Annotated in this window: 24 protein-coding genes and 2 tRNA genes; 11 read left to right on the forward strand and 15 right to left on the reverse strand. The window is 62.7% G+C overall.

Annotated elements, in window-relative coordinates:
• Positions 1–9: 9 nt before the first annotated feature.
• From ENHY17A_RS12035 to ENHY17A_RS12045, 3 genes are read left to right on the forward strand one after another with little or no spacing between them, the layout of a single operon-like run.
• Positions 10–1263, forward strand: coding sequence for a bifunctional 2-C-methyl-D-erythritol 4-phosphate cytidylyltransferase/2-C-methyl-D-erythritol 2,4-cyclodiphosphate synthase (locus ENHY17A_RS12035; RefSeq protein WP_159713023.1), 1254 nt, complete (start codon positions 10–12; stop codon positions 1261–1263).
• The gene (locus tag ENHY17A_RS12040) at positions 1260–1805 is read left to right on the forward strand and encodes a hypothetical protein (RefSeq protein ID WP_159713025.1); all 546 of its coding nucleotides are present in this window, start codon (positions 1260–1262) and stop codon (positions 1803–1805) included. The genes ENHY17A_RS12035 and ENHY17A_RS12040 overlap by 4 nt, the downstream gene beginning before the upstream one ends.
• A complete protein-coding gene (locus tag ENHY17A_RS12045; protein WP_159713027.1) occupies positions 1805–2359 on the forward strand; it encodes a CinA family protein in 555 nt (184 codons plus the stop codon). Before ENHY17A_RS12040 ends, ENHY17A_RS12045 begins: the two co-directional genes overlap by 1 nt.
• On the opposite strand, the gene ENHY17A_RS12050 is transcribed toward ENHY17A_RS12045, so the two are convergent.
• Both ENHY17A_RS12050 and lipA read right to left on the reverse strand, forming a co-directional pair.
• Entirely contained in the window at positions 2326–2781 is a 456-nt protein-coding gene (locus ENHY17A_RS12050; RefSeq protein ID WP_159713029.1) for a type II toxin-antitoxin system RatA family toxin, read from the reverse strand. The two genes, ENHY17A_RS12045 and ENHY17A_RS12050, sit on opposite strands and share 34 nt — an antisense overlap.
• A complete protein-coding gene (lipA, locus tag ENHY17A_RS12055) occupies positions 2781–3719 on the reverse strand; it encodes a lipoyl synthase (RefSeq protein WP_159713031.1) in 939 nt (312 codons plus the stop codon). The genes ENHY17A_RS12050 and lipA overlap by 1 nt, the downstream gene beginning before the upstream one ends.
• 83 nt (positions 3720–3802) lie before the next feature.
• On the opposite strand from lipA, the gene ENHY17A_RS12060 reads away from it, so the two are divergent.
• Entirely contained in the window at positions 3803–4432 is a 630-nt protein-coding gene (locus tag ENHY17A_RS12060; RefSeq protein ID WP_159713033.1) for a carbonic anhydrase, read from the forward strand.
• A gap of 57 nt (positions 4433–4489) precedes the next feature.
• Here the strand turns inward: ENHY17A_RS12060 and ENHY17A_RS12065 are convergent, their stop codons facing one another.
• The 10 genes from ENHY17A_RS12065 to ENHY17A_RS12110 form a co-directional block, all read right to left on the reverse strand.
• A complete protein-coding gene (locus tag ENHY17A_RS12065) occupies positions 4490–4903 on the reverse strand; it encodes a hypothetical protein (protein WP_236547919.1) in 414 nt (137 codons plus the stop codon).
• Positions 4904–5013: 110 nt separating this feature from the next.
• Positions 5014–5931: a hypothetical protein gene (locus tag ENHY17A_RS14765; protein WP_236547920.1), complete on the reverse strand. Its 918-nt coding sequence runs from the start codon at positions 5929–5931 to the stop codon at positions 5014–5016.
• Between the two features lie 10 nt (positions 5932–5941).
• Positions 5942–8623, reverse strand: a complete 2682-nt coding sequence (locus tag ENHY17A_RS12075; RefSeq protein ID WP_236547922.1) for a hypothetical protein — start codon at positions 8621–8623, stop codon at positions 5942–5944.
• Positions 8620–9411 carry a fimbrial biogenesis chaperone gene (locus ENHY17A_RS12080; RefSeq protein ID WP_236547923.1) on the reverse strand — a complete coding sequence of 264 codons (792 nt, stop codon included), beginning with the start codon at positions 9409–9411 and terminating at the stop codon, positions 8620–8622. The genes ENHY17A_RS12075 and ENHY17A_RS12080 overlap by 4 nt, the downstream gene beginning before the upstream one ends.
• Before the next feature lie 125 nt (positions 9412–9536).
• Positions 9537–10247: a hypothetical protein gene (locus ENHY17A_RS12085; RefSeq protein WP_159713037.1), complete on the reverse strand. Its 711-nt coding sequence runs from the start codon at positions 10245–10247 to the stop codon at positions 9537–9539.
• A 184-nt stretch (positions 10248–10431) separates the two neighbouring features.
• Positions 10432–10995 carry a hypothetical protein gene (locus ENHY17A_RS12090; protein WP_159713039.1) on the reverse strand — a complete coding sequence of 188 codons (564 nt, stop codon included), beginning with the start codon at positions 10993–10995 and terminating at the stop codon, positions 10432–10434.
• A 799-nt stretch (positions 10996–11794) separates the two neighbouring features.
• A tRNA-Pro gene (locus ENHY17A_RS12095) sits at positions 11795–11871 on the reverse strand.
• A 79-nt stretch (positions 11872–11950) separates the two neighbouring features.
• Positions 11951–12026, reverse strand: a tRNA-Ile gene (locus ENHY17A_RS12100).
• A 49-nt stretch (positions 12027–12075) separates the two neighbouring features.
• Positions 12076–13086, reverse strand: coding sequence for a polysaccharide deacetylase family protein (locus ENHY17A_RS12105; protein WP_159713041.1), 1011 nt, complete (start codon positions 13084–13086; stop codon positions 12076–12078).
• Entirely contained in the window at positions 13087–14766 is a 1680-nt protein-coding gene (locus ENHY17A_RS12110) for a sensor histidine kinase (RefSeq protein ID WP_236547924.1), read from the reverse strand.
• Positions 14767–14951: 185 nt separating this feature from the next.
• Between ENHY17A_RS12110 and ENHY17A_RS12115 the strand changes: the two genes are divergently transcribed.
• On the forward strand, positions 14952–15419 hold the full coding sequence (locus tag ENHY17A_RS12115; protein ID WP_159713043.1) for an Lrp/AsnC family transcriptional regulator: 468 nt from the start codon (positions 14952–14954) through the stop codon (positions 15417–15419).
• Positions 15420–15501: 82 nt separating this feature from the next.
• On the opposite strand, the gene ENHY17A_RS12120 is transcribed toward ENHY17A_RS12115, so the two are convergent.
• A complete protein-coding gene (locus ENHY17A_RS12120; RefSeq protein WP_159713045.1) occupies positions 15502–16779 on the reverse strand; it encodes a tetratricopeptide repeat protein in 1278 nt (425 codons plus the stop codon).
• A gap of 292 nt (positions 16780–17071) precedes the next feature.
• Between ENHY17A_RS12120 and gyrA the strand changes: the two genes are divergently transcribed.
• The 5 genes from gyrA to ENHY17A_RS12145 all read left to right on the forward strand — a co-directional run bounded on the left by gyrA (position 17072) and on the right by ENHY17A_RS12145 (position 21804).
• Complete coding sequence (gyrA, locus tag ENHY17A_RS12125) at positions 17072–19831, forward strand: DNA gyrase subunit A (RefSeq protein WP_159713047.1); 2760 nt, start codon at positions 17072–17074, stop codon at positions 19829–19831.
• Positions 19828–20175 carry a DUF952 domain-containing protein gene (locus tag ENHY17A_RS12130; protein ID WP_159713049.1) on the forward strand — a complete coding sequence of 116 codons (348 nt, stop codon included), beginning with the start codon at positions 19828–19830 and terminating at the stop codon, positions 20173–20175. Before gyrA ends, ENHY17A_RS12130 begins: the two co-directional genes overlap by 4 nt.
• Before the next feature lie 177 nt (positions 20176–20352).
• The gene (locus ENHY17A_RS12135; protein WP_159713050.1) at positions 20353–20904 is read left to right on the forward strand and encodes a GbsR/MarR family transcriptional regulator; all 552 of its coding nucleotides are present in this window, start codon (positions 20353–20355) and stop codon (positions 20902–20904) included.
• Positions 20905–20993: 89 nt separating this feature from the next.
• Positions 20994–21371: a hypothetical protein gene (locus ENHY17A_RS12140; protein ID WP_159713051.1), complete on the forward strand. Its 378-nt coding sequence runs from the start codon at positions 20994–20996 to the stop codon at positions 21369–21371.
• 25 nt (positions 21372–21396) lie between these two features.
• Positions 21397–21804, forward strand: a complete 408-nt coding sequence (locus ENHY17A_RS12145; RefSeq protein WP_159713052.1) for a hypothetical protein — start codon at positions 21397–21399, stop codon at positions 21802–21804.
• Between the two features lie 4 nt (positions 21805–21808).
• On the opposite strand, the gene ENHY17A_RS12150 is transcribed toward ENHY17A_RS12145, so the two are convergent.
• Entirely contained in the window at positions 21809–22456 is a 648-nt protein-coding gene (locus tag ENHY17A_RS12150) for a lysoplasmalogenase (RefSeq protein WP_159713053.1), read from the reverse strand.
• Between the two features lie 110 nt (positions 22457–22566).
• On the opposite strand from ENHY17A_RS12150, the gene trmFO reads away from it, so the two are divergent.
• Positions 22567–23898, forward strand: a complete 1332-nt coding sequence (trmFO, locus tag ENHY17A_RS12155; RefSeq protein ID WP_159713054.1) for a methylenetetrahydrofolate--tRNA-(uracil(54)-C(5))-methyltransferase (FADH(2)-oxidizing) TrmFO — start codon at positions 22567–22569, stop codon at positions 23896–23898.
• Positions 23899–24029: 131 nt separating this feature from the next.
• On the opposite strand, the gene ENHY17A_RS12160 is transcribed toward trmFO, so the two are convergent.
• Positions 24030–24470, reverse strand: a complete 441-nt coding sequence (locus ENHY17A_RS12160) for a DNA polymerase III subunit chi (RefSeq protein ID WP_159713055.1) — start codon at positions 24468–24470, stop codon at positions 24030–24032.
• Between the last annotated feature and the right edge of the window lie 6 nt (positions 24471–24476).

Consider the following 24476-nt stretch of genomic DNA (forward strand, 5'->3'; position numbering starts at 1 on the left):
CGCGGGAACATGTCCAGCGGAACCACCGTCGCACTGATCGTCGCCGCCGGGCATGGCGCGCGTTCGGGCCAGGCACTCGCCAAGCAGTTCGCGCGCGTCGGCGGTCGGCCGATGATCGCGCATAGCCACGCGGCGCTGGTGGCGCATCCCGCGATCGACCGGGTGGTGGTAGTGATCGGGGCGGGCCAGCAGCGGCTGCTCGAGGATGCGCTGGGCGATGTCGAATGGGTCGAAGGCGGCGCAACACGGCGGGATTCAGTGTTGCAAGGGCTTGAATATCTGGCGGGCGGTGACGCGGTGCGGGTGCTGATCCATGACGCCGCTCGTCCGTTTGTGCCGGGGACGGTGGTGGACCGGTTGGCTGCGGCACTGGATTCAGCGGAGGGCGCGGTCCCTGTCCTGCCGGTGGCGGATACGCTGGCGCGCGGCTTGGAGCCCTCCCCCTCCCCGTTCGTTTCGAGCGAAGTCGAGAAACGGTCGCACGCGTCCAGTTCACGTTTCTCGACTTCGCTCGAAACGAACGGAATGAGTTTGGGCGAGACCGTGTATCGCAACGCACTCTACCGTATCCAAACCCCGCAGGCGTTCCGCTTCCCTACAATTCTCGAGGCGCACCGCGCATGGCCCGCCGAGGTGCAAGCCACCGACGACGCCCAGATCGCGCGTGCCAGCGGTCATGACGTCATCCTCGTCGAAGGCGACAAGATGCTTGAGAAACTGACCTATCCGTCCGACTTTGCTGAGGTCGAATCGCGCTTCGCCGCGACTCCCGAATATCGCACCGCCAGCGGTTACGACGTTCACCGCCTGGCCGCAGGCGAAGAACTATGGCTGGGTGGCGTTCGCATCCCCCACGACAAGGGGCTGGCCGGGCATAGCGATGCGGACGTCGCGCTCCATGCCATCACCGACGCGCTGCTCGGTACGATTGCGGCGGGCGATATCGGCACGCACTTCCCGCCGAGCGACCCGCAATGGCGCGGTGCCGACTCCGCCCAGTTCCTCCAGCACGCGGCTTCGCTGGTAGAAAACGAAGGCGGACGCGTCACCTTTATCGACCTGACGCTCATCTGCGAAGCGCCCAAGATCGGTCCGCACCGCGAGGCGATGCGCGCGCGGATCGGCGATCTGTTGCGGCTGCCGACGCTGCGGGTTAGCATCAAGGCGACGACGACCGAGCGGCTCGGTTTCACCGGGCGCGGTGAAGGCATTGCTGCGCAGGCCGTTGCCACCGTCCGTTTTTCAGGGGTTTCCAGTATATGAAGCGTATCCCGTTCATCGGCCTTGCCGCCGCCCTATCCGCGATTGTCGCCGCACCCATCGCGCAGGCTGAACAGGCCAGCCGCAATTGCGTGACGACCGTGGAGGCCGAAGCATTGTTCCTGTTCGTTGCGCCCGAAATGCTCCAGCGCGCCGGGCAGTTATGCGCGAACAACCTGCCCGCCAACGCGATGTTGCGTCGTCTGTCGAGCCCGTTCCTTGCTAAGTACCAGGCGGAATCGCGCGGTGCGTGGCCGACCGCCAAACGCGCCATCGCGAAGATTCAGCCCGAAGCAAGCACGATGCTCGATTCGGACTTCGCCGCACCTTTGGTCGGCACGATGATGACCGAATTGCTGGTGAAGGAAATTCGCGCGCAGGATTGCCTGACGATCAACCGTGCGGTTACGCTGATGGAGCCGCTTCCAGCGCGCAACCTGGCTGGCCTAGCCGTGCTGTTCGCGCAGGTCGCAACCAACGACCAACGCTCCGAAGTCCGCAACCGGGTGCCGTCGCGGCTGCGCATCTGTCCGGTCGCGGCCTGATGGACTATGTGCTGCCCGACAAGCTGGTTGCCGCCGCCAAGCGTGTGCTCGACGCCAATCGCGAGGCCGGTCGCCGCATCGCGGTGGCCGAAAGCTGCACCGGCGGGCTGGTATCGGCGGCACTGACCGAGCTGCCGGGCTCGTCCGATGTGTTCGACATCGGCTTCGTCACCTATTCCAACGAAGCCAAACAGGGCGCGGTCGATGTGCCGTCCGACCTGATCGAGACGTTCGGTGCCGTATCGGTGGCGGTGGCGTGGAGTATGGCGCAGGGTGCCCTCGCCCGTTCTCAGGCGGACGTGGCAGTGGCGATCACCGGGATTGCCGGGCCGGGTGGCGGATCGGCCAAAAAACCGGTCGGCACCGTGGTCTTCGCGCGCGCCGAACGCGGCAGCAATCCGCGCGACGTAGTGGCCGACGAGCGCCATTTCGACGATGAAGGCCGGGGCGGCATCCGGTTGCAAGCGGCATTATGTGCGCTCGACCTGTTGATGCCCGGCGCGAACCCGCTGGGTGACGATCAGGCAGCCGACGAAACCCCGTCGCTGCCGTAAAGCACTTTCGCCCGATCCTCGAACGCGCCGATCATCTTGCGCAGCGCGCGGTCGAACACTTGCCCTGCGAGCATTTCGAACATCCGGTTCTTGAACGCAAAATCGACGCAGAAATCAACATAACATCCGCCGTCACCATCCGCGCGGAAGGTCCAGTCATTGTTGAGATATTTCAGCGGCCCATCGAGATAATCGACGCGGATATGATCGGGGCGTTCCTTTTGCACCTTTGACGTGAACGTCTCGCGCAACCCTTTGAACCCGACGATCATGTCGGCGACCATTTCGGTTTCACTGTCCGACCGCACGCGGATCGCGCTGACCCAGGGCAGGAACTCGCCGTAGCGCCCGACATCGGCGACCATGTCGAACATCTGGTCCGGCGAATAGGGAAGGTGCCGGGTTTCTTCGTGTTTGGGCATCAGGCGGTAACGCCCTGCCCGCTCCGCGCCAGCTTCGCCTCGCGATTGGCGCGCATTTTATCGAAATCGTCGCCCGCATGATAGCTCGAACGCGTCAACGGAGAGGAGGCGACGAGAAGGAACCCCTTGGCGCGCGCGATCGCGGCATAGGCATCGAACGCCTGCGGGGTCACGAAATCCTCGACCGTGGCATGGCGCGGGGTGGGTTGCAGATATTGCCCCATCGTCAGGAAATCGACATCGGCGCAGCGCATGTCGTCCATCACCTGATGCACCTCCAGCCGCTGTTCGCCGAGGCCAAGCATAACGCCCGATTTGGTGAAGATCGACGGATCGTGCTTCTTCACGCTCTCCAGCAACCGCAGCGACGCATAATATCGCGCGCCGGGCCGGATCGTCGGATAAAGACGGGGGACGGTTTCCAGATTGTGATTATAGACATCGGGCCGCGCCGCCACGATCGCCTCGACCGCGGCCTCCGCCTTGTTACGGAAATCGGGTGTCAGGATTTCGATCGTGGTGGCGGGTGCCGCCGCGCGGATGGCGTGGATGACCTTCACGAACTGCGACGCGCCACCGTCGGGCAAATCGTCGCGATCGACCGAGGTGATGACAATGTGCGCCAGCCCCATCTGCACTGCCACTTCGGCGACATGGGCGGGCTCCATCGCATCAACCGCGCGCGGCATCCCCGTCTTGACGTTGCAGAACGCACAGGCCCGAGTGCAGGTATCGCCCAGAATCATCACCGTCGCGTGCTTCTTGGTCCAGCATTCCCCGATATTGGGGCACGCGGCCTCTTCGCAGACGGTCGTCAGGTTCTTCGCCCGCATCATCGCCTTGGTCTCGGCGAAACCGGCGGATGTCGGCGCTTTCACCCGGATCCAGTCGGGCTTGCGCTGGCGGGGCGGACGGACAACAGGCGTGGGGTCGTTCATGCCCCGCGAGATAGCCATCACGGACGCGAGGCACAAGCTTAGGAGGCGTTCCCGTCGCGGCGCATCCCGGCTAAGGAACGCGGATGACCGGATTCGCAGAACTCATCCATGGCTATCATCGCTTTCGCGATCAGGAATGGGCGATCGAGCGCGCCCGTTGGGCGACGCTGAGCGAAGGCCAGAGCCCCAAGGTAATGGTGATCGCCTGTTCCGACAGCCGGGTCGATCCAGCGCAGGTCTTCGATACCTCGCCCGGCGAGATCTTCGTCGTACGCAATGTCGCCAATCTGGTGCCGCCGTTCGAGGCGGGCGGCGGTCGGCACGGGGTTTCCGCCGCGCTCGAATTCGCGGTGACTCAGCTCGAGGTGGAGGAGATCGTGGTGATGGGGCATGGCGCGTGCGGTGGCGTCCATGCGGCGCTGTCGCAATGTTTCAGCGATGCCGAACCCGGCAGCGGCGGGTTCATCGCCCATTGGATCGATTTGCTCGACGACGCGCGCGATCGCGTGATCGCCGAATATGGCGATGGGCCCGAAGCGATCCACGCGCTCGAACTGGAAACCGTCCGCGTGTCGATCGCCAATCTGCGCACGTTCCCGTTCGTTCCCAACCGCGAACGCGTCGGAAAACTGAAAATCCACGGCGCCTATTTCGCGATTCGGGACGGCATTCTGCATGTGATGGACGAACAGGGCAGGTTTACACCAGCGTAACGACGCCTAGGGCCCTACTCGTCGGCGAAACTCAGTCGTCTTTCAGGTCATCGTCGTTCAGCGCGGCAGGATTTGAAACTCCAAACGATCCGTGTTGAACCCGACTTCGCTCGGGATCGCGACGAGCGGCCGTTGCTGAATGTTCGGCATGTCCGCGCCGCTCATCATCGCTTGGCCTGAGCCGTCGAGAATAAGGTTGCGGTTGCCGAGCACCAGAACCATGCCCTCCAACGCGCCGGGTGCATAGCTGACGCGCAGATCGTAACCTGCGGGCGCGTTGCAATATTCGTTCAGTCGGCCAAGGTTATACGCCGTGCCGTTGAACCCCGCGCCCGACGCATCGTGGCGCACCTGACAGACAACCGGCACCGAGAGCGACAGGCGATAACCCGTGCTCGACTGCGCGCCAACGGCGCTGGGCGCGGCGATGGTGGCCAGGGCGATCGTGGCAATGAGCGAGTATTTCAACATCCGACGTCTTTCGACTGATTTGCACCTAGGGGAGCAAGTCTAGACGATCAGATGTGTTGAAACCGTTAAGGGCCCGCTTTCAGAAATAGCCGCAAATGGTTAATTCGGCGTTATTGCGCCGCGACCGTTATCGTCACGACATCCGAATATTGCCCTGCGCGCTGGCTCGACACCTCTCCGATCACGAAATGGATCGGAACGGCGTCACGTGCATAACCGCGTCCGTCGCCGCCAGAAATTTCTGAGATGCCGCGATTCAGCGCTATGGTCCGGTCGCCGGCTCGGAGCTGGTAATCGACCGCCCATTCTGTGCCGGGGATCATCAGCCGTCCGCGATTGCGGGATTCGAATCCCAGACGATATCGACGGGTGCTGGCAACGCGAAGTTGCAGCGGAACGGGTGCCGTGCCTTCGCGTAACTCTCCCAAGTCGATTGTTGGCCGTCCGTCGTTCATCCGGTATGCCCCAGCCAGACCGATCCTGGCGGACGGCAGAATGTCGATCCCGACCATGATCCGCCGCTGACCAACCACCAAGCCGCGCTCGTCCTCCAGTTCAACCGACAGTTGCTGGCTGAATATTCCGTCGCCGGGCATAGCGTCGGTTTCCACCGCGAACTGATAGCGGACCATCTGCTGCTGACGCGCGGCGACCCGCACGCGGGGGGTCGTCGCGCGACGCTGGCTGCGGCCTGCTCGCGGCGTTGCGTCGATGCCGTTGGTTTGATCGTACAGGCTGTAGAATAGTGGCTGCCCCCCTTGTTGGGGCCGCAACCCGAAACCATCCCGGTCAAGCTGGAATAAAGGCGAGACCGTACAATCGGCGTCGCCATCATTGACCAGCACCAGATCGAATGTTGCAACGGGCAACTGCGTTTCGAACGGATCAAATCCGCGAATGACCCAATCGACCGGATTGGTCTCGACACGGATCTGGCAGGCGTTGCGCTGCGCCGCCGCTCGTTCCGGGGACAGGGCGATCGCCGCGCAGCCGCAGGCGAATAGATATGTCAGCGAATTGGCGCGCATTGCGGACCCCTCATTGGACGATGGCCACAGACACCATCTTCAGATCGACCAGCCCGGTGGTGTCGGCGGGAACGTCGAATTCGAAGCTGGTTTGCTGAGCGAACAGCTCGACCCGGTAGCGCGTGGCTGCGCGTAGGTTGGAGATAGCGAAGCGCCCGGCCGAGTTGGTGAAGAACGGGACCGGCTCTTCGTCAGGCGCATCGAGTCGAATGATACGGCCGCCTGCCAGGGACACCGGCTTGCCCGCCGTGTCGCGCAGCGTACCGGTCGCGCTGGCGAACGCGTCTGTCCCCACGCGTACCGAATAGCCGCCCCGGTAGGGCGGACGAACGCGGACCACGCCGGGACCGATATCGTAACCGACCGGTGCATCCTCAACATCATACTGGATCGATTGGGTGACGTATGAGGTCAGGAAGTTGTTGACTGCGCCGCCCAGCGCACCGCTTTTGCTCAGGAAATCATTATTGGAGATCGACTGTCCCGCAGCGACCGACCGGCCGTCCAGATTGGGATGCGGGTGAAGGATCGCAAAAGCATCCGGGATGCGCCGACCGATTCCAAAAGCACCGTCGGCAAAGGCAAGCGCGGTTCCGACCCGCAACGACGAGACATTTTCCTGTCCAAATGCGCCAAAGCTCTGCCCAAACGATGCATGGCTGACCGAAGCATCGAAGCGATTGCCGGTGTAGTCGGCAAATCCTTCGGCACTCAACGCGTCGGGACGATGGGTTACGACAGCCCCCAACCCGACGCTGCCGAGCCGATTGCCACCATAGCGGGTATAGCTGAGCTGGGTGGTTTCCGTCACGCTCTCGTGACGCAATTCGGCACGGTCGCGAATGCTTGGGGTGAAGACCAGCCCAACGTTGAATCCGATTCCGTTTCGACCGAAAGCGGCTGGAAGGCGCGAATATTCTACCCCGCCGCGCACGCTCCAACGCCGGTCGAGCCGGTAGTTCGATGACAGACCGATCCGATAGCTGTCGCCCCGACCATCGCGATTGTTGAGATAGCTGGCGCTACCGAACAGCGTCAGCCTCGTGCTCCACGCATAGCTATACTGGGCATTGACCGATAATTTGACAGGATTGCGTCCTTCTTCGTTCCCCAAAGAGGCGAAGCGCGGTGAAGTATAGTCCGCGCGAATGGTGAACGAATCAATCAACCCGCCGCGGTCGAACAACTGATCGTAGGAGACACCGATCGCTCCCCCTTGCCCTGCACGGGTAGAGTTTGAACCCGCACCATCCAAAAGGATGCGCCCGCCGTTCGACAGGATAAATTGGGTTTGTCCGGTTACCGTCTGAACATGCTTGCTCGCTTGAAGGCCGACGCCGATCGACGGTCGATCGAGGAACGCCTTGCGAAAAAAACCGGTGAAGGCGACCGGCCCGTCATAGACCGGCGACCGGCCGAAGGTGCGGCTGGTGGGCCCGAGATACGCGGCGTATTCGTAGTCACCCGGCTCCAGATCGATAGGGTCGAGATAGGATTGATACGCCAGATTTTGCACCGCGCCGCTGGAATCGCGCACTTCGATCTGAACGTCGTTGCTGCCGCTGACCAATGGGAGCTGGCTGAAATCATATGCGCCGGCATCCAGCCGCAACTCGCGGTATAGCACCCCGTTGCGAATGATGCGAACGCTGGAATCACGCTCCAGAATCAATTGGCGGTTGGCCTGCAGGACCGACGAACGGATGTCGTTGAACCGACGCCGCTGGCGCGTGACCCCGGCCCCGCCCATGCGGACGAAGCTTTGCTGCCCACGGAATTCGGGCTGCAGGTCGCCGGCAAACCAGCGGCGGAAAGCCTCGGGTTCGTCGTATACGGCACGGATGAAATTCCGGTCGAACCCATATTCGCTGCTACCGCCGCCGAACTGGTTGCGTTCCGAAAAATCGCCGCTGGCCTCGATCACCGTGCCGCCGCCGAACCGCGTAGCGAAGTCGAGCGCGATCGACGGAGGCGGTGCGCCGTCACCCCAGACATAGCTTTGCGCGACATTGACGTTCAGATAAGCGGCGAAATCCGCGGCCGGGATATCCGGCGCTTCGTCCTCGCGCGTGTCGATGCCGAACAGGCTCTCGACCGCGCGCTGGCTGGGGTCGATTCGGACGACGACCACGGACAACGTGCTGGGGTCGTAATCCAACCCGACCCCGGTGGGGCCCAGATCTTCGCTGGAGAACCGCGTTTTTCCTTGCAGGCGATCGGCAAGATCCTCCTGCGCTTCCTTACGAAGCATCGGGCGGATCAGGCGCTGAAAATCGGCGGCTTCCAGAAAGAAGCGATCGTCATGGGTAAGTTGTACCGCGACATCCCCAAGCGATCGTTCGCGGTACATGAGCGGAACCGTCATATCGACGTCCCGGTCATAGGGATTGATGTCGGGCCGACCATGTTTCCCGATCGGGATGACCGCACGCCCGTCGGCGTCCACGGCCACCGGCGTTTCACGAGTCCGCGCAGGGGTGCTGGTATCGACGGGTAGCGGGACGCTCGTTTGACCCGGGACGGGTGCAGGAGCCGATTGAGCAGGTGCTGGCGCCGGAACGGGTGTCGGCGCAGGCCGGGGAACCGGAATCGACGGCGTCGTGCGAGGCAGAGGCACCGCCACCTGTGCATTGGCGGTCCCGGCCGCAATCGCGCCCCAGGCCGCCGCCGCCAGCAGGACGTGTCGGGTCATGGCTGTTGAAAACGGACCGTCAGCGGCTCGTTGCCGAAGATGACGTTGGTTGCGATACGGAAGGTCCGCTCGCCACCTCCGGCGGCGATGTACCCAGTGCCGATACCCTTTGCCAGGTCCTCCGGCGTCAGGATCAGGCGACCTGCCGTGCCTTTGTTGTCCTTGCCGTCAATAAGCCAGGTCAACCCGGACATCATCGCATGCCGCTTGCCGGTGTTACGCAAGGTGACAGCAATGCCCGGCACCTTCTCGGGCACCGGTCCGCCTTGAGGTGGTGCTGGTGGCTGAAACGGTTCGGCTCGGGCGGAAACGACAGAAACGTCCGGTTGCGCTCCCGGTGGTGCCACGATCACCAAAGCTTTCATATTATACAGCACTTGGACCTGCGCACCTGCGCCGCCCTCGGTATTTTCCTCCAATTGCACCGGAAGTTGGTTGACCGAAAGATAATAGGCGCGCGATTCTTCCAGTGCGCCGCCGACCCATTGGAGGCGCATGACTTGGCGGCCGTTGGGTGGCAACAAGCCCTGAGGCGGAAAAACCAGAAAATCCTCGTCCTTGGCCGTTTCCGCGATCGTGCCATCATTCTTGAACTCGGCCAAGGTGACCCGGGTTTCGAACGGCAGGTTGGACTTGTTGATGTTCTGGACCTCGACGCGCGCCGTCGCATTGCCGCCGGTCGTCTCCATCTCGACTACCATTGGCGAAACTCGCATCGCCGACAGGCCGGTGGCGAGCGCACCGACCATAATGAAGACGGCTGCGATTCGTGCAGGCCATCTGGTCATTCCGTGCATGATGGTTTCCCCCCCCGGGAACGCGATACTGTGATTATCGACTAATGGAAGGTGCGACAAAAAGGTGAAGGAAGGGAAAAGGCCGAGGCCTTTCCCTTCCCCCAAGGCATCAACGATTAAAGTGCTTTCAGTTCGACCGTCACGGTGTCGGTGTAAGTGCCCGCGACCAGACCAAGCGATGCAACCGGCACGCCGAAAGTCAGTACGAAGCCCGAACGCCATGCACCACCGGTCCATTGATCGGTCGCTTCGTTCAGCCCGACCGTCAGGCTTTGGCCCGTGCCGGCACCGATCGTGCCCGCACCCTGAACGCCCGTCCAATTCGCATTGACGGTATAGGGCAGGTTCGCCTGGAACTGATTGGTGTCGTAACCGCTCGCAACCTGATTCTCCAGGCCGTCGGTGCCATTCGCCTTCGTGATCGTTACCGTGTTGTTGAAGTTACAACCTGCGGTGCCGCTCGTGATGACCGCACCTGCGGGGCCGACCATGTCGAACGCATTGGTGACGGTTTCGCCCGCATTCGTACGAATGCCGATCGTGCCTAGGCTGATGTTACGGTTCGCAAGGTCGCCATTGCCAATATAGTAGGAGCAATCCTTGTTAACATTGCCCGTCAGAGCGAACGTCTTGGTGACCGTCGGGCTCGCTGTTTGGGTGTCACCGAAGAGCGAAACCGTTGTTTGGTTCACGAACGTGCCCAGCCCGAACTGCAGAAACGTCCCAAAATCGGTGACGCTGGTGGTGGTCCCATTCTGAGCCTGAGCCGTGCCGACCGATGCCATCAGGGCTGCTGCTGCGAGCGATGCGCGAAGAAGGGTTTTCATGTTTTCCATTCCTTTTCAAGTGTAGGCCTAGTCGGAATTGACTTCGCCTAACGCTATAGTTGTTGATGCATTGTAGCTGCACCACATTGTACAGACCAAAAATACCGGCCTTAAGGTTATGAATTACTCTATTTGTAGTTGGCGACTCATATAAATGGTTTATTTTTGTTCTATTTAGGCACGACTAACGCGGAGCGATCGTAATTGTGATGGTTTCGGAATATTCACCAGCAAGTAGTCCGGCCTCGCTTTGCGGCTGGCCCATATCGACGCTGATTGTCATGCCTTGGGTGGCGATACCGTCCAGGCTGCTGACCACGCCGCCGCTCCCGCGCAGTTGGCGGCTCTCGAACCGTTGGCTCACCATGCTCGCTTGCGGACGGCGCACCGGAAATTCCACGCCCAGGCTATAGGGTAGCATGCCCGCATACGGCCCCTGCCCGCCCGGCATCGTGCGGTGGGTCAGGCCGCCATTGGTGGCCTTGATTTCCATGTCGAACGGGATGTTGCAGTCGAGCGCGACGCGCGCCGACATGCCCAGGCCGGGACGCTCCAGATTGCCGAAATTGGTATTTGGAATGTCCCCGATCGCGCAGCGTTGCGCGATGCGTCCCTGTACGACGACATCGATCGACCGTGCGTTTTCGGTCCGCACAGTCCCTGCACCAGAGGGCGGACTATCGGCACGAGTTGGGCCGTTCGCGATCGGCAGACCGATCGCGGCAAGCACCACCGCTGATACCAGCATGGCGTTCTTCCCCAGTTGCGTGTCACGCGATCGAAAGAACCGTCTCCATAGGTTCCGAGTCGAACGCGCGTCCGTCAGGGGATTAGCGAAGTATGTGAGTCGCCATTCCCCCGAAGGCAGGGCGAGTCCTAATCCAAGCGATCCGCGAATCCCATCCTAAAAAAGCGTTAATTTGTGTCTCAACGAGACTTTTCTACGCCTTCCCCCGCGAGCATTCCCAATTTGGGAAACAAATCAGCGCATTGTTGCGCAACCGTTCCGCCCCGTGAATCGCGCGGGTTTGCTGGACTGAATTGCCCCTTTTTGTATCGTTTTTGAGACAAATTGCGTCAAAACCAGGTTGCCATGGTTGAAATGCCAAGCGACTGGCGATAAAACTGATTCTGCGGATCGGGTTCTTCCCCAGTTCGCGCCGGGAGGGTCAATACCGAGCGCGAAGCCGTCTCCAAATAGTTTCGCGCTTGGTCCTCCCGGTTTTAATCCTCACAGCTTCAGCCGCACTGTTGCGCCGCTGGCTACATTGCTACTTTGCTCGTTGATACGTGGTGGTTCGCGAGATGTGCGTTAAATCGCCGCGTTCGATTAATTCAGCGATTGACCGGCGCGCAGTGTCGCCGCGCACGGGTTGGCCCAACATGGAAATCTTCGCCCGCGGTGATCCACGCTACGGGTGCGGGCGATAAAGCGCCTTCCAAAAGACGATCGCCCCATCCATGCCCCAGCCCTAAATGTGGCAAATTGCTCGGTAAACGGCTCGGGCGTCGTCATGAAAGCATCGAAGCTTGGCGCATAAACGAAATGGTCGGGGAGACAGGATTCGAACCTGCGACCCCCTGGTCCCAAACCAGGTGCGCTACCAGCCTGCGCCACTCCCCGACTGGGCCGCGCTTTGCCCGCAAGCGCGGGAAAGCGCAACCGAAATGCGGTCGGCCCTGTCGTCTGGACCGAAAGCCGCTGGTGGGCCCGGCAGGAATCGAACCCGCAACCTAGCCGTTATGAGCGGCCAGCTCTAACCGTTGAGCTACAGGCCCCCAGCGCCGCCCGCGATAGCGGAGGTCGGTGGCCGCTCGCAAGCGCCGATCATCGGGCGCGGTCGAGTGCTTCGATCAACCCGTCATGGTCGATCGGGCGGATGGACTGACGGTCGAGCAAATCGAGCACTGCGTCCCACCACCGATGAAACGCCGCCAGATCGCCCGCATCGCGCACGAATTTCGTGTTGCCGGGCGCGACGGTCGGGGAATGGAAGGAGAAATTGAGCAGTCGCACCCCCTCCCCGGCTGCGACGCGGACCGCCTCCAGCGCGTCGATCAACGGCATGTCTTCGGGCGTCAACGCGACACGGGCAAGCAGGCCACTGCGTGCCGCCAGCGACGTGGTCATCGGCAGCGATTCGAGCCGGGGATAGAGTCTTGCACCGTGGCGGCGCAGTGATCCGGTGAATATCGTGGTGAGCGGTAGCTCGACAATGCCGTCGGCGTGGCGGAACGCGTCGTTGCCCAGTGCCGAGAAATCGGGGCCGCCTTGCGCCGAATAATCGTAATGCGCGCGCACCGAACTATCGATCCGGTAGCCCAGGTCACCCAGATGCGCCGTGGTTGCCGGGCCGATGCCGTACCGACCGGCGCGATAGATCAGCGGCGGTGCGCCGAACGCGGCGGTAATCGCGCTTGTCAGCGCCGCGATCTTGGCAAGCTCCAGATCGGCGGGCAAATTGCCTGCAAAGCTATTTTCAGGGGAGATTGCCTCGTCGAACGGCGGGGTAACCCAGGGGTGGAGTTGCGCGCCGATCGCCGAGTGCCCGTCGCGGAGTAACTCGGCCAGCGTATCGACGGCGGCGGGTGACGTGACGATCGGATGATCGACCAGATAGGTGACGCCGATCCCGCGATCGGCAAAGCGGCGATGCGCGGTCGGCAGAGCCGCGATCGCACGGGTCGACCGGTTGTCGCGGCTGAATGGTCCGTCCCAGTCGAATTCCTCTTCGGTATCGACCATCAGCGTAAAGCGCGTGCCGAAATCGTCGGGCCACTCGATTCGCTGCGCGGACGATGGAGGCGTCGGTCGATAGCCGCGCAGTGGCGCTGTCATTCAGGGGTGATGCCCTGATCCTTCCGAGGCCGCAACCCGTGTCACCGCCGGGAGCGCCAGCCGCAGCCGATCCGGCAGAAGGTCGAACCGCCCCCCCAGTTCGCGTGCGAGGTTGCGCGCGAGGCGTAGCGCGAAATCGGCCCCCAGCAGTACGGCATCGTGCGCCGGGCCTTCCGCCGCGTCGAGCGCTTCGATATCGAGCCCGGCGGGACGCGCGATCTCGATCTCGACCGCGCCGGGATGAGCAGCGATCCGCACCATGAGCCGTTCGTCCCGTTGTGCAGAAGCGGCGAGCGTCGCGAACAGGCGTCCGATCAGCCGTTCGATCGCACGCCGGTCGCCATCCACTTCGACTTCGTCGTCGCGGATTTCGAAGGCGGCGCCGCGCAGCGCCAGGAGATCCTCTAGGTCGCGGGCCACGTCGCGCATCAGTGCAGCGATCGCGACGGGTTGCGGACGAAGCTCCAGGCTGTCGCCTTCGATCCGTGCAGCCAGGTCCAGGTCGTCGATCGCGCCGACGAGCAGTTTAGACTGATCGCGAATCACCTTTGCACGCTCGCGATACACCGCGGGCACAGGGCCGAGAATTTCGCTCTCGATCATTTCTGCGAAGCCCGAAATGGCGTTGGCGGGGGTCCGCAGTTCATGGACCAACTGGCGCATCGATTCGGCGGGTGGGCCATCGCCAGCGCTCGCCCGGTCGCCAGCGCGCGGGCGACGCGCGGTGCCGCGATACCCAAGAAAACGCCCGCTGGCCGGATCGAATAGCGGAATGCCCGACAACAACCAGTCGCCGCCCGCTTCCGAGCTGCCGTCGATCCGCAACCGGGCATCGCGAAATCCGGCGCGGCGACGCAATGCGCCCGAGATAACGGCATCGGTCGCGCTGGTGCCAGGGGTGTCGGGCCGCGCCAGCGCTAATCCGATGGTCGCCCCGCGATTGATTCCGTCCACCCAGGTGATCACGCCATCGCGATTGGTTTCGAAGCGAAAGGTGGCCGCCGCTATGGGCACCGCAGCCGCGAAGGGCACGGGCGGCTCTTCTGCGCGCTGGCGCTGAAACGCGTCTATACGCGCGACCACCTCGGCGATTTCAAACGGGCCGTCATTGGCTCGACCATCTTCGGCGCGGCGCACCGCTTCGGCGACCACGGGCATGTCGAATGCGACCGATCCCAGCGATACGAACGAACGCGACTGGCGCGGTATCGACGGTTTGGCTACCGGTTGAGCCGAGCCTCTGGCCGGCGCTCCGTCTCCAAGCACCAGATCAACCGATCCAAAGGCGTCGAGCGCCCGAAGGACGGCAGGAGAAAGGTCGCGGCGATTGCGCATTACGGCGCGCGCCGGTGGCGTCAGCGCGGGGAGCAGAGCGATCCAGGTGGCATCGGAAAGTTGTGCGCCACGCAATAGTGGAAGGGCGACCGCGACGTCGTCGACCGCCAGATACTCGACCAGCGTCGCTGGAGGATTGGCCCATTCGAGCGTCTGGACGCTTGCGACGCGAATGGCGCGGGGCACGCGGGGGCGCAGCGCCTCCAGCTTGTCGCGGGCACGGTCGTCGAACGGTGCACGGCCGCGCGCGACCAGATCGACGATCTGGCGCCAGGTCGATTGCGCGGCGACGCCCGAATCGACGTCGCTTGCCAAGACCGTTTCGAAGCTGTCGTCGAACCGCACCAAAATCGCCCGCTTCGCCGCGAAAATCCGCGCCGTGCTGGCGTCTTATCCAGCGCTGTCCGGCTTTGATACGTGCATTTTCTGGGACGTTGCATTGTGGGACAATTGCGTTTCCTTGCAATTATCTTATGTTCCGGCGCGGGGCGGCATTCGAATCCGATCCCTGTAGAAATCGGGAGTGAAGAATGGCGTTCGACCGCATCGACCGGCAAATCCTATCTTTGTTGCAGGAAGATGGTCGGATGACCAATGTCGAGCTTGCCGAGCGTGTGGGGTTGACGGCTCCGCCCTGTCTGCGCCGCGTGCGTGCGTTGGAGGAGGCGGGGGCGATCCGCGGCTATCATGCCGATCTCGATCCGGTGACGCTTGGCTATGGCATCACGATTTTCGCATTGGTGGCGCTGCGCAGCCAGGCCGAAAGCGATCTGGCCGCATTCGAAGCGCATGTGGCGACGATTCCCGAAGTACGCGAGTGCCACATGCTGAATGGCGAAATCGACTTCATCTTGAAGATCGTCGCGACGGATTTGAAGAGCTTTCAGGAAATCCTGACGACCAAGCTGACGACAGCACCCAACGTCACCAGCGTCAAGACATCGCTGACGATCCGTACTTCGAAGCAGATGCCCGGCATTCCCGTTTCCGAACTCTGACCATCCGCAACGCTGACGATAAGCAAAGGGGCGCGAACCCATCGGTCCGCGCCCCCTCTTTTCGCTATTGGCGTAAAGCCGATCAGCCCTGCGTGGCAGTCGCCGTCGGTGCCGGACCGGTCGAACCGGTATCCAGCCAAAGCTGCCAGAATCCCGCGATCTCGCTGCGCGGCGCGCCGGTAACCTTTGCGAAGGCCGCCTTTGCCTGATCCTTCTGGTTCGCCATCGCATGAGCGATACCGATACGGGTATTCACCTCATCGGCGTTGACGCTGCCTTTTTCGAGCGCGAGGTTGAGCAATTCGATCGCCTTCGGGTAGTTGCCGCTCGCCAGATAGGCGTTGCCGGTTGATGCCGCCGACGTCCCGTTTGCGGCCGCGCGCGCGCGCTTCTCCGCCGCATCGAGCGAGCCTTCCGAACGAATGCCGTTGTTGGCTTGGGTAAGAATCTCATTGGCGATGGCGTTGCCGCTCGGCACCTTGCCGTTGGCGCGGCCGTGATCAATCACGGCTTTGGCCTCCCAGGGCAGCCCGGTTCCAGTCGCGGCATCACCATATTCGATGTAATCGCTCAGATTAGCCATCGAGTTCGACGCACGCTGGAGGCGATAGAGGTCGATCATCTGACCTTTATCGAGCGCGGCGGCACCCTGGCCGTTGCGATAGACGGCAATCGCCTTGTGCCAATTCACGGCGGTCGGATACGCCCTGATCTGACGTTGCAGCCATTGTGCCGTACCTGCACGATCCTTGGCAGCGTAAAGCCGCGAAACGGCAAGATTATACCAGGACTCGGGTGCCTTTTGACCGGCGGATTCTCTCGCCTTGATGGCTTGGTCCAGCGCGGCTAGTCCGGCGGGCAGGTTGTTGGTCTGCAGATTGGCCGAAGCGATCATAACAGGCAGGTTTTCGTTCTGGAAACCGGCCTGCTGCGCCTTCTGAAGCAGCGGCAGTGCAGCGGCGTAATTTTTCGTCTCGAACTCGATATTGCCGCGCAGGAACGTATAGCGTGGGAGGTCAGCGGCGGGCGTCCGCGGGCTCGCGATCAGCACGTCGAGATAGGTGGCGAGCGTCTTGTTGTCTTTCAGATTGGCGGCGACCGGCACGCCCAGTGCGGCAACGAAATAACGCTCGTCATCGGTTTTCGCTATGCCGCTGGCGGTGGTCAGCGCGGTACGCGCCGCGTTCCAATCCTGGGCCTTGACGGCGGTCTCGGCAGCGGTTGCCGATGCGCGAAATTCTTCGCTCACCGTGATCGCGGCCTGTTTTTCCTGCTGGGCGACGGCGGGTGCCGAACCCAGCGCGACGGTCACGGTGCCTGCGGCGACGGCCGCGGCGAGAGTGGCCTTTACGAAACGCATTTTGTGTCTCTCCTCACGGGATAATCTCGGATCGTCTTTGACAAGGGGGAGGCAAAGACGTCGCGACGCTCCCTAAATGGCGGATAAGCAAGGGTCAAACCCGCATCCGGGCCGTGTCGGATAATCGGTTCGGCCTGAACGGCCATTGAACGCCCCGCCCCGCGATCGGCTCCCGCGACCGTTTGAAATCCCCTGCGCGCACGCCCGCGTGTACGCGCGCGAGGCTTGGCTTTGGGTGGTCCGGTCGCTAGAGCGGTCTCATTACTGAAACACAGCCCGAAAGCACCAGAATTTGACCGACGAGACGCTCCTCGCCGACGCATCCGACATTTCCCCCATCTCGATCGTCGAAGAGATGAAGTCGAGCTATCTCGACTATGCCATGTCGGTTATCGTCGCCCGCGCGCTGCCCGATGTGCGCGACGGATTGAAGCCGGTGCACCGCCGGATCCTGTTCTCCGCCAGCGAGAGCGGCTTCACCTACAACAAGCCCTACCGCAAATCGGCGCGCATCGTCGGCGACGTGATCGGTAAATATCACCCGCACGGCGACAGCTCGATCTACGAAGCGCTCGCCCGCATGACCCAGGACTGGGCGATGCGCGTTCCCCTGATCGACGGTCAGGGGAACTTCGGATCGATGGACCCCGATCCGCCCGCCGCGATGCGCTATACCGAAGCGCGGCTGGCAAAGGTCGCGAACGAACTGCTATCCGATCTCGACAAGGATACCGTCGATTTTCAGGACAATTACGACGGGTCGGAACGCGAGCCGTCCGTCCTCCCCGCCCGCTTTCCGAACCTGCTCGTAAACGGCGCGGGCGGCATCGCGGTCGGCATGGCCACCAACATCCCGCCGCACAATCTGGGCGAAGTCGTCACCGCGTGCATCGCGACGATCGACCGTTCGACCGAAGGCGGCGATCCGCTGACCAACGAGGAACTGGCCGAAATCGTCCCCGGCCCCGATTTCCCGACCGGCGCGATGATCCTGGGGCGTACCGGGTGCCGACTGGCACACGAAACCGGTCGCGGATCGGTGATCCTGCGGTCACGCCACACCACCGAACAGCGCGGCGACCGGCGCTCGATCATCCTTACCGAAATCCCCTATCAGGTCGGCAAGAACGGCTTGGTCGAAAAGATTGCCGAGGCCGCCAAGGACAAGCGGATCGAGGGCGTCAGCGACATTCGCGACGAATCGAACCGCGAAGGCGTGCGGATCGTCATCGACCTGAAACGCGACGCGACCCCCGACGTCGTGCTCAACCAATTGTGGCGGCACACCCCGGCACAATCGAGCTTTGCCTCCAACATGCTCGCGATCCGCGGCGGTCGCCCCGAATTGATGAGTCTGCGCGACATTCTGAGCGCATTCATCACCTTCCGCGAAGAAGTCATTACCCGCCGCTCGAAGTACGAACTGGCCAAGGCGCGCGACCGGGCGCACATCTTGCTCGGCCTGGTGATCGCGGTCACCAATCTCGACGAAGTCGTCCGCATCATTCGCGGATCCTCGTCGCCCGCCGAAGCGCGCGCCAAGCTGCTCGATCGCGAATGGCCGGTTGCCGAGATCGCGCCGTTCATCAAACTGGTCGAAGCGGTCGAAACCGAGATTGACGGCGACACCTACAAGCTGTCCGAAATCCAGGTTCGCGCGATCCTCGACCTGCGGCTCCACCGCCTGACCGCGTTGGGTCGCGACGAGATCGGCGACGAACTGAGCGGATTGGCCGACACGATCGCCGAACTGCTCGAAATCCTGGGTAACCGCGCGCGGCTCTATGCCGTCATGCGTGAGGAACTGGTCGCCGTCCGAGACGAATTCGCCACCCCGCGCCGCACCGAAATCGGCGCGGCGATGGATGGGATCGAGGACGAAGACCTGATCGAGCGCGAGGACATGGTCGTGACCGTGACCGTCCAGGGCTATATCAAGCGCACTCCGCTCGACACGTTCCGCGCGCAGAAGCGCGGCGGCAAGGGCCGCGCGGGCATGACCACCAAGGACGAAGATGCGATCACCTCGCTGTTCGTCACCTCCACCCACACGCCGGTGCTGTTCTTCTCGACGCACGGCAAGGTGTACCGGATGAAGGTGTGGCGGCTTCCCGAAGGTGGCCCCGCCACGCGCGGGCGGCCGATGATCAACCTTCTGCCGCTGGCGAACGGAGAGACAATCTCGACCGTGCTGCCGCTGCCCGAGGACGAGGCGAGCTGGGCCGACCTGCACGTCATGTTCGCGACCGCCAAGGGATCGGTGCGCCGCAATTCGATGGATGCGTTCACCAACATTCGCAGTTCCGGCAAGATCGCGATGAAGTTCGAGGAAGGCTCGGACGATCGCCTGATCGGCGTGTCATTGCTGACCGAGGCTGACGACGTGCTGCTCGCAACGCGCAACGGGCGCGCGATCCGGTTCTCTGCAACCGATGTGCGCGAATTCCAGAGCCGCGATTCGACCGGCGTGCGCGGCGCCCGATTGCAGGACGGTGACGAACTGATCTCGCTATCGGTGTTGGGCGGCTTCGACGCGACCCCGCAAGAACGCGAGGACTATCTGCGTGCCGCTCCGTGGAAGGAAGGCGACCGGGAGGTCACGCTGACGCCCGAACGCATGGCCGAGTTCGAGGCGGCGGAGGAATTCATCCTCACCGTCACATCCAACGGATATGGCAAGCGCACATCGGCTTACGAATATCGCAAGACCAATCGTGGCGGTCAGGGCATCACCAACATCGTGACGTCGGATCGCAACGGTCCCGTCGTCGCCAGCTTCCCCGCGCATAATGGCGAGCAACTGATGCTCGTCACCGATCAGGCGAAACTGATCCGCACCACGGTCGGCGACATTCGCATCGCCGGGCGCAACACGCAGGGCGTCACCATCTTCCGTGTCGCCGACAACGAACATGTGGTCTCCGCTGCCAAGATCGAGGAAACCGAGGACGAGGCCGAGGTGAACCTGGGCGACGGCGTCGAAGGCGGCGACACCGCCCCCGACGGCGATACCGCAACCGACCTGGCGTCAGGCCCGGAGGACGGCGAATGAGCCGCGCAACGACAGCATTCAAGGTGCTGACCGCCGACCAGATGGCGGCGCTGGAGGACGACGAGTTCGAAGGCGCGCCGGTCGATATCGCCGATGGCTATATCCACCTGTCGACCGCCGAACAGTTGACCGAAACCGTCGACAAGCATTTCGCCGAGCAAAGCGATTTGTGGGTCGCGGCGGTCGATCTCGAAGCGCTCGGCGAGCGCGTGAAGTGGGAAGAAGCCCGCGGTGGCCAGTTGTTCGCGCACATCTACGGCGTGCTGCCGCTATGCGTGGTGACCGCATACGGCGCATTGAAACGCGACGAGGACGGAAGCGTGCGGTTGCCTGTCGCGGGTTAGGCCGTTCTTCCCGTCCCGCGTTCCCGTTCGTTTCGAGTGAGGTCGGTAAACGTCGGCTTGGCGTGGGCGAGCGTTTCTCGACTTCGCTCTAAACGAACGGGATAAGCGGGGCAATCAGCCCCCTGCCGATCGATTGCCATTTGACATCGTCTATTTCTGTCTTTACAGAAACAACCAATGGCACAGATCGCCGATCATCCTGACGCTAAGGCGTTCATCCTCCACTGGGGGGAAATGGGCACCCAATGGGGCGTCAACCGGTCGGTATCGCAGGTTCATGCCCTGCTCTATCTGTCCGATCGTCCCATCAACGCCGAGGATATCGCCGAAACGCTGACGCTCGCGCGCTCGAACGTTTCGACCGCGCTCAAGGATCTCCAGGGTTACGGTATCGTGCGGCGGGTGCATGTCGAGGGCGATCGACGCGACCATTTCGTCGCTGAGATCGACCTGTGGGAAATGTTCCTGAAGATTTCCGCCGAACGCAAACGCCGCGAGATCGATCCAACGATCGCTTTGCTGGGCGAACTGGCCGGCCGGCTAAACGCCGATGACAAAGCCCCCGCCGTCGTTCGCGAACGGATCATCCGGATGCACGAATTCATCGGCACGCTCGCAGGATGGCATGACCAGGTGCGGGTTCTGCCCAAATCGACGCTGGTTTCGCTGATGAAGATGGGCGGCACGGTCGCCCGCTTTGTCGGGGGACGCTCCAAGCCAAAGGACTGATTTGCAGGATGCTCCCGTCACCCTGCCCGACTTCATACGTCACGTGATTTCGGTAATTACAGAACCAACGGGACTGAGGGAGAAGTAAAATGATCGAGATTTCCTACCTCCTCTATCTGGCAATCACCATCGGCATCACGATCTGGGTCGCGCGCACGCTGTCGAGCAATGGCGAAGTCTTTCTGACCCAGTGTTTCGGGCATAATCGCGAGCTCGCCCGCTCGACCAATCATCTGCTCGTCGTCGGCTTCTACCTCGTCAATATCGGCTTCATCACCCTGACGCTCAGCCTTGGCACCGAACCCAAAACGCTGGCGGATGCGATGCGCTTTCTCAGCGCAAAGGTCGGATTGGCGGTGTTGGTGATCGGCGTGATGCACTTCTTCAACATGGGCGCGATCTCGCATTTCGGCCGCACCGTGGAGCGCTGGTTCAACGATCGCCCCGAAGTCGCACCCAACGTCTGAACAGCGCGAGACGAAGGAGAAGGCCATGTCCGGCAAACCACGGATACGATCGGCGACGGTGGCAGCAACGCTCGCTGCCGGTCCGGCCTTCCTTTTAAGCTTCGGGCTGTACGAATGGGCGCAATCGGCCGGAGCGGTTCGGCATATCCGACCCGAAACACTGGTCGTGAGTGCGGCTGCGAGCGTTTTGGCGGCAGTGTTCGGTGCAATTTTGGCGGTGATCCCCTGCCTGGTCGGCGTCGGCGTGCTTTCGACGATGGCAACGTCGCTCCATGCGCTGCGGCTACCCGTTGCTTGGGGACTTGTCGGCGCGTTGTCAGGTTACGCCATCGGCCTCCCCTTTTCCGAATCGGGCAATGGGTTGGCGGGCGTGATGGCGCTTACCGGCGCGGTGTGCGCGTTGGCGGGACGATCCTGCCTTCGCTGGGAGTGATTTTCTAACCTTGCATCGGACGAATACTGCCGAACCGCCGCACCGCCAGCGTTTGGACGACCCCGTGCGCGATCAGGGCCTGACCGCCGAAATATAGCGGCCAGATCAGCAAACCCGGCAGCGGGCTCGCCTCCAGCGGACCCATGCGAGCGAAGATCAGCAGGTCGGACGTTACGAACATCACCGCGCCCAATCCGGTGCGATAGCGTGGGAAGCGGCTCGTCCACGCGGCTGCCGCCATCGCACCGATCGCCAGCGCATAAACGGCCACACCACAATCGCGCGTGACCATCCACGAGATCGCCGGCGTCGCAACGAGCAGCGCGCCGCCAAGCAAGCTCTGGCTGGCGGTCGGCTTACGACGGCGATTGCCGAGATAAAGGATGATCGCGACGACATGCCCGGCCAGGAATGCGATTCCGCCGACTGTCAGCCCCGCGACTTCCAACAGCACATCCCCCAGCGCGCCCAGCGCCAGCACCAGCGCAATCACCCAGCCATCGGTATTTTCTGCCTTCGTCGCCGCCCAGATCGCGAGCAATCCGACCCCGGCGCCCTTCCACGCGACCATCGCCGGACCCTGAAGCCCCACCTTGCCCGCGATGAAATAGCTGATCCCGGCTATCAACGCCGCCCACCAGATCGCCCGCATCGCTTCCCCCGGTCTGTAATTCCCTGCCCCGCCCTGCTAGGCGCGACTCGGGCTCCCCTAGCCCAGCCTAACCCATTTCGATCGTTTCACACGCGCAAGGTTTTCGAGCATTGAACGACACGCCCAACACATATGACATCCACATCATCGGTGGCGGCCTCGCCGGGTCGGAAGCCGCGTGGCAGCTTGCCCAGGCCGGGGTGAAAGTCCGCATTTCGGAAATGCGCGGCAGCGGAGACTGCACCCCCGCGCACCATACCGACGGGCTTGCCGAACTCGTCTGCTCGAACAGCTTTCGCTCAGACGATGCCGAATCGAACGCGGTCGGGTTGCTCCATGCCGAGATGCGCGCGCTCGATTCGATCATCATGGCGCAGGGTGATGTGCATAAGGTGCCAGCAGGATCGGCACTGGCGGTGGACCGCGATGGCTTCTCGGAAGGCGTGACGGCGCAGCTCGCCGCGCATCCCAATATCGAGATCGTGCGCGAGCGGATCGACGCGCTGCCGACCGAGGGGCTGACGATCGTCGCCACCGGCCCGCTGACCGCGGCGTCGCTGGCGGGCAGCATCGCGGGTGCGACGGGCAGCGATCATCTGGCGTTCTTCGACGCCATCGCCCCGATCGTCCACCGCGACAGCATCGATTTCGACACCGCCTGGTTCCAGTCGCGCTGGGACAAGGGCGAGGGCAAGGATTACATCAACTGCCCGATGGACCGCGAGCAATATGCGGCGTTCCACCAGGCATTGATGGACGGCGAAAAGACTGAATTCCGCGACTGGGAAAAGGACACGCCCTATTTCGAGGGCTGCATGCCGGTCGAGGTAATGGCCGAGCGGGGGTTCGACACGCTGCGCTTCGGGCCGATGAAGCCCGTCGGCCTCGACGATCCGCGCACCGGGCGCTGGCCGCACGCGGTGGTTCAGCTGCGCCAGGACAATAAGGACGGGACGCTGTGGAACATCGTCGGTTTCCAGACCAAGCTGAAACATGCCGAACAGGTCCGTATTTTCCGCACGATCCCGGGGCTCGAAAATGCCGAGTTCGCGCGGTTGGGGGGCTTGCATCGGAACACCTTCATTCAGTCGCCGATCCTGCTGGACCATCAGTTACGACTGAAATCCGCGCCACACATCCGGTTTGCGGGCCAGATTACCGGCTGCGAGGGCTATGTCGAAAGCGCCTCGATTGGATTGCTCGCGGGGCGATTTGCGGCCGCAGAGTTACAAGGCCGGACGTTGGAGGCTCCCCCGCGCGAAACCGCGCTGGGGGCGCTGTTGTCGCACATCACGGGTGAAGCGGAGGCTGACACCTATCAGCCGATGAACGTCAATTTCGGGCTGTTCCCACCGATCCCCGGCAAGACCAAGAAGGCGGATCGCAAGAAGATGTACACCGGGCGGGCAAAGGAAGCACTGGCGGGTTGGATGGCGGGTTAGCCTCCGATAACCACCGTCACCCCGGCCGCAGTGCCGGGGTCCACCGGGCGGCAATCGTAACCTCCACAGCCGCTAGTGGCGCGCAAGCGGATTAGTGGACCCCGGCACTGCGGCCGGGGTGACGGGGGAGGTTATGCCGCCTGTTCCCAGCCGCCGGTTTCAAGCTGTTTCCAATAGCGCCGCTCGACGCCTTCGCGCTCGGCAAGCGCTTTCCACGCCGCACGCGCCTCACCGATTGCGCCTTGGTCGAAAAAGTGGAAGGCGCGGTCGAAGCCTAGCGCTTCGTCGCGCCACTCGCCGTCTACCAGCGCCACATGGCGCGCGCCGTTGCTCGGGTCCACGCCAATCGCGATCAGCACGGGTTGCGCGACATCCTCGCCCGCCCCGGCCACCGCATGGGGCAGAAAACTGTCGGGCGCATAACTCCACAGCAATTTATCGATCGCCACAGCCTGCGCCTCGTCCCGCACGACCACCAGCAACCGCCCGCCATCGCCCACGATCCGCTCGGCAATGCGCGGCAGGACGCGGTCGAGCGGGGAGCGTGTCAAGTGATAGAAATCGACCTGCACGGCCCC

This window comes from Sphingomonas sp. AX6 (assembly GCF_902506605.1).
Classification (GTDB): Bacteria; Pseudomonadota; Alphaproteobacteria; order Sphingomonadales; family Sphingomonadaceae; genus Sphingomonas.

What these genes read in the sequence shown, in the direction of transcription:
- ENHY17A_RS12035 (WP_159713023.1), top strand. Translation starts at nt 10, where the DNA reads ATGTCCAGCGGAACCACCGTCGCACTGATCGTCGCCGCCGGGCATGGC.
- ENHY17A_RS12040 (WP_159713025.1), top strand. Translation starts at nt 1,260, where the DNA reads ATGAAGCGTATCCCGTTCATCGGCCTTGCCGCCGCCCTATCCGCGATT.
- ENHY17A_RS12045 (WP_159713027.1), top strand. Translation starts at nt 1,805, where the DNA reads ATGGACTATGTGCTGCCCGACAAGCTGGTTGCCGCCGCCAAGCGTGTG.
- ENHY17A_RS12050 (WP_159713029.1), bottom strand. Translation starts at nt 2,781, where the DNA reads ATGCCCAAACACGAAGAAACCCGGCACCTTCCCTATTCGCCGGACCAG.
- lipA (WP_159713031.1), bottom strand. Translation starts at nt 3,719, where the DNA reads ATGAACGACCCCACGCCTGTTGTCCGTCCGCCCCGCCAGCGCAAGCCC.
- ENHY17A_RS12060 (WP_159713033.1), top strand. Translation starts at nt 3,803, where the DNA reads ATGACCGGATTCGCAGAACTCATCCATGGCTATCATCGCTTTCGCGAT.
- ENHY17A_RS12065 (WP_236547919.1), bottom strand. Translation starts at nt 4,903, where the DNA reads ATGTTGAAATACTCGCTCATTGCCACGATCGCCCTGGCCACCATCGCC.
- ENHY17A_RS14765 (WP_236547920.1), bottom strand. Translation starts at nt 5,931, where the DNA reads ATGCGCGCCAATTCGCTGACATATCTATTCGCCTGCGGCTGCGCGGCG.
- ENHY17A_RS12075 (WP_236547922.1), bottom strand. Translation starts at nt 8,623, where the DNA reads ATGACCCGACACGTCCTGCTGGCGGCGGCGGCCTGGGGCGCGATTGCG.
- ENHY17A_RS12080 (WP_236547923.1), bottom strand. Translation starts at nt 9,411, where the DNA reads ATGACCAGATGGCCTGCACGAATCGCAGCCGTCTTCATTATGGTCGGT.
- ENHY17A_RS12085 (WP_159713037.1), bottom strand. Translation starts at nt 10,247, where the DNA reads ATGAAAACCCTTCTTCGCGCATCGCTCGCAGCAGCAGCCCTGATGGCA.
- ENHY17A_RS12090 (WP_159713039.1), bottom strand. Translation starts at nt 10,995, where the DNA reads ATGCTGGTATCAGCGGTGGTGCTTGCCGCGATCGGTCTGCCGATCGCG.
- ENHY17A_RS12105 (WP_159713041.1), bottom strand. Translation starts at nt 13,086, where the DNA reads ATGACAGCGCCACTGCGCGGCTATCGACCGACGCCTCCATCGTCCGCG.
- ENHY17A_RS12115 (WP_159713043.1), top strand. Translation starts at nt 14,952, where the DNA reads ATGGCGTTCGACCGCATCGACCGGCAAATCCTATCTTTGTTGCAGGAA.
- ENHY17A_RS12120 (WP_159713045.1), bottom strand. Translation starts at nt 16,779, where the DNA reads ATGCGTTTCGTAAAGGCCACTCTCGCCGCGGCCGTCGCCGCAGGCACC.
- ENHY17A_RS12130 (WP_159713049.1), top strand. Translation starts at nt 19,828, where the DNA reads ATGAGCCGCGCAACGACAGCATTCAAGGTGCTGACCGCCGACCAGATG.
- ENHY17A_RS12135 (WP_159713050.1), top strand. Translation starts at nt 20,353, where the DNA reads ATGGCACAGATCGCCGATCATCCTGACGCTAAGGCGTTCATCCTCCAC.
- ENHY17A_RS12140 (WP_159713051.1), top strand. Translation starts at nt 20,994, where the DNA reads ATGATCGAGATTTCCTACCTCCTCTATCTGGCAATCACCATCGGCATC.
- ENHY17A_RS12145 (WP_159713052.1), top strand. Translation starts at nt 21,397, where the DNA reads ATGTCCGGCAAACCACGGATACGATCGGCGACGGTGGCAGCAACGCTC.
- ENHY17A_RS12150 (WP_159713053.1), bottom strand. Translation starts at nt 22,456, where the DNA reads ATGCGGGCGATCTGGTGGGCGGCGTTGATAGCCGGGATCAGCTATTTC.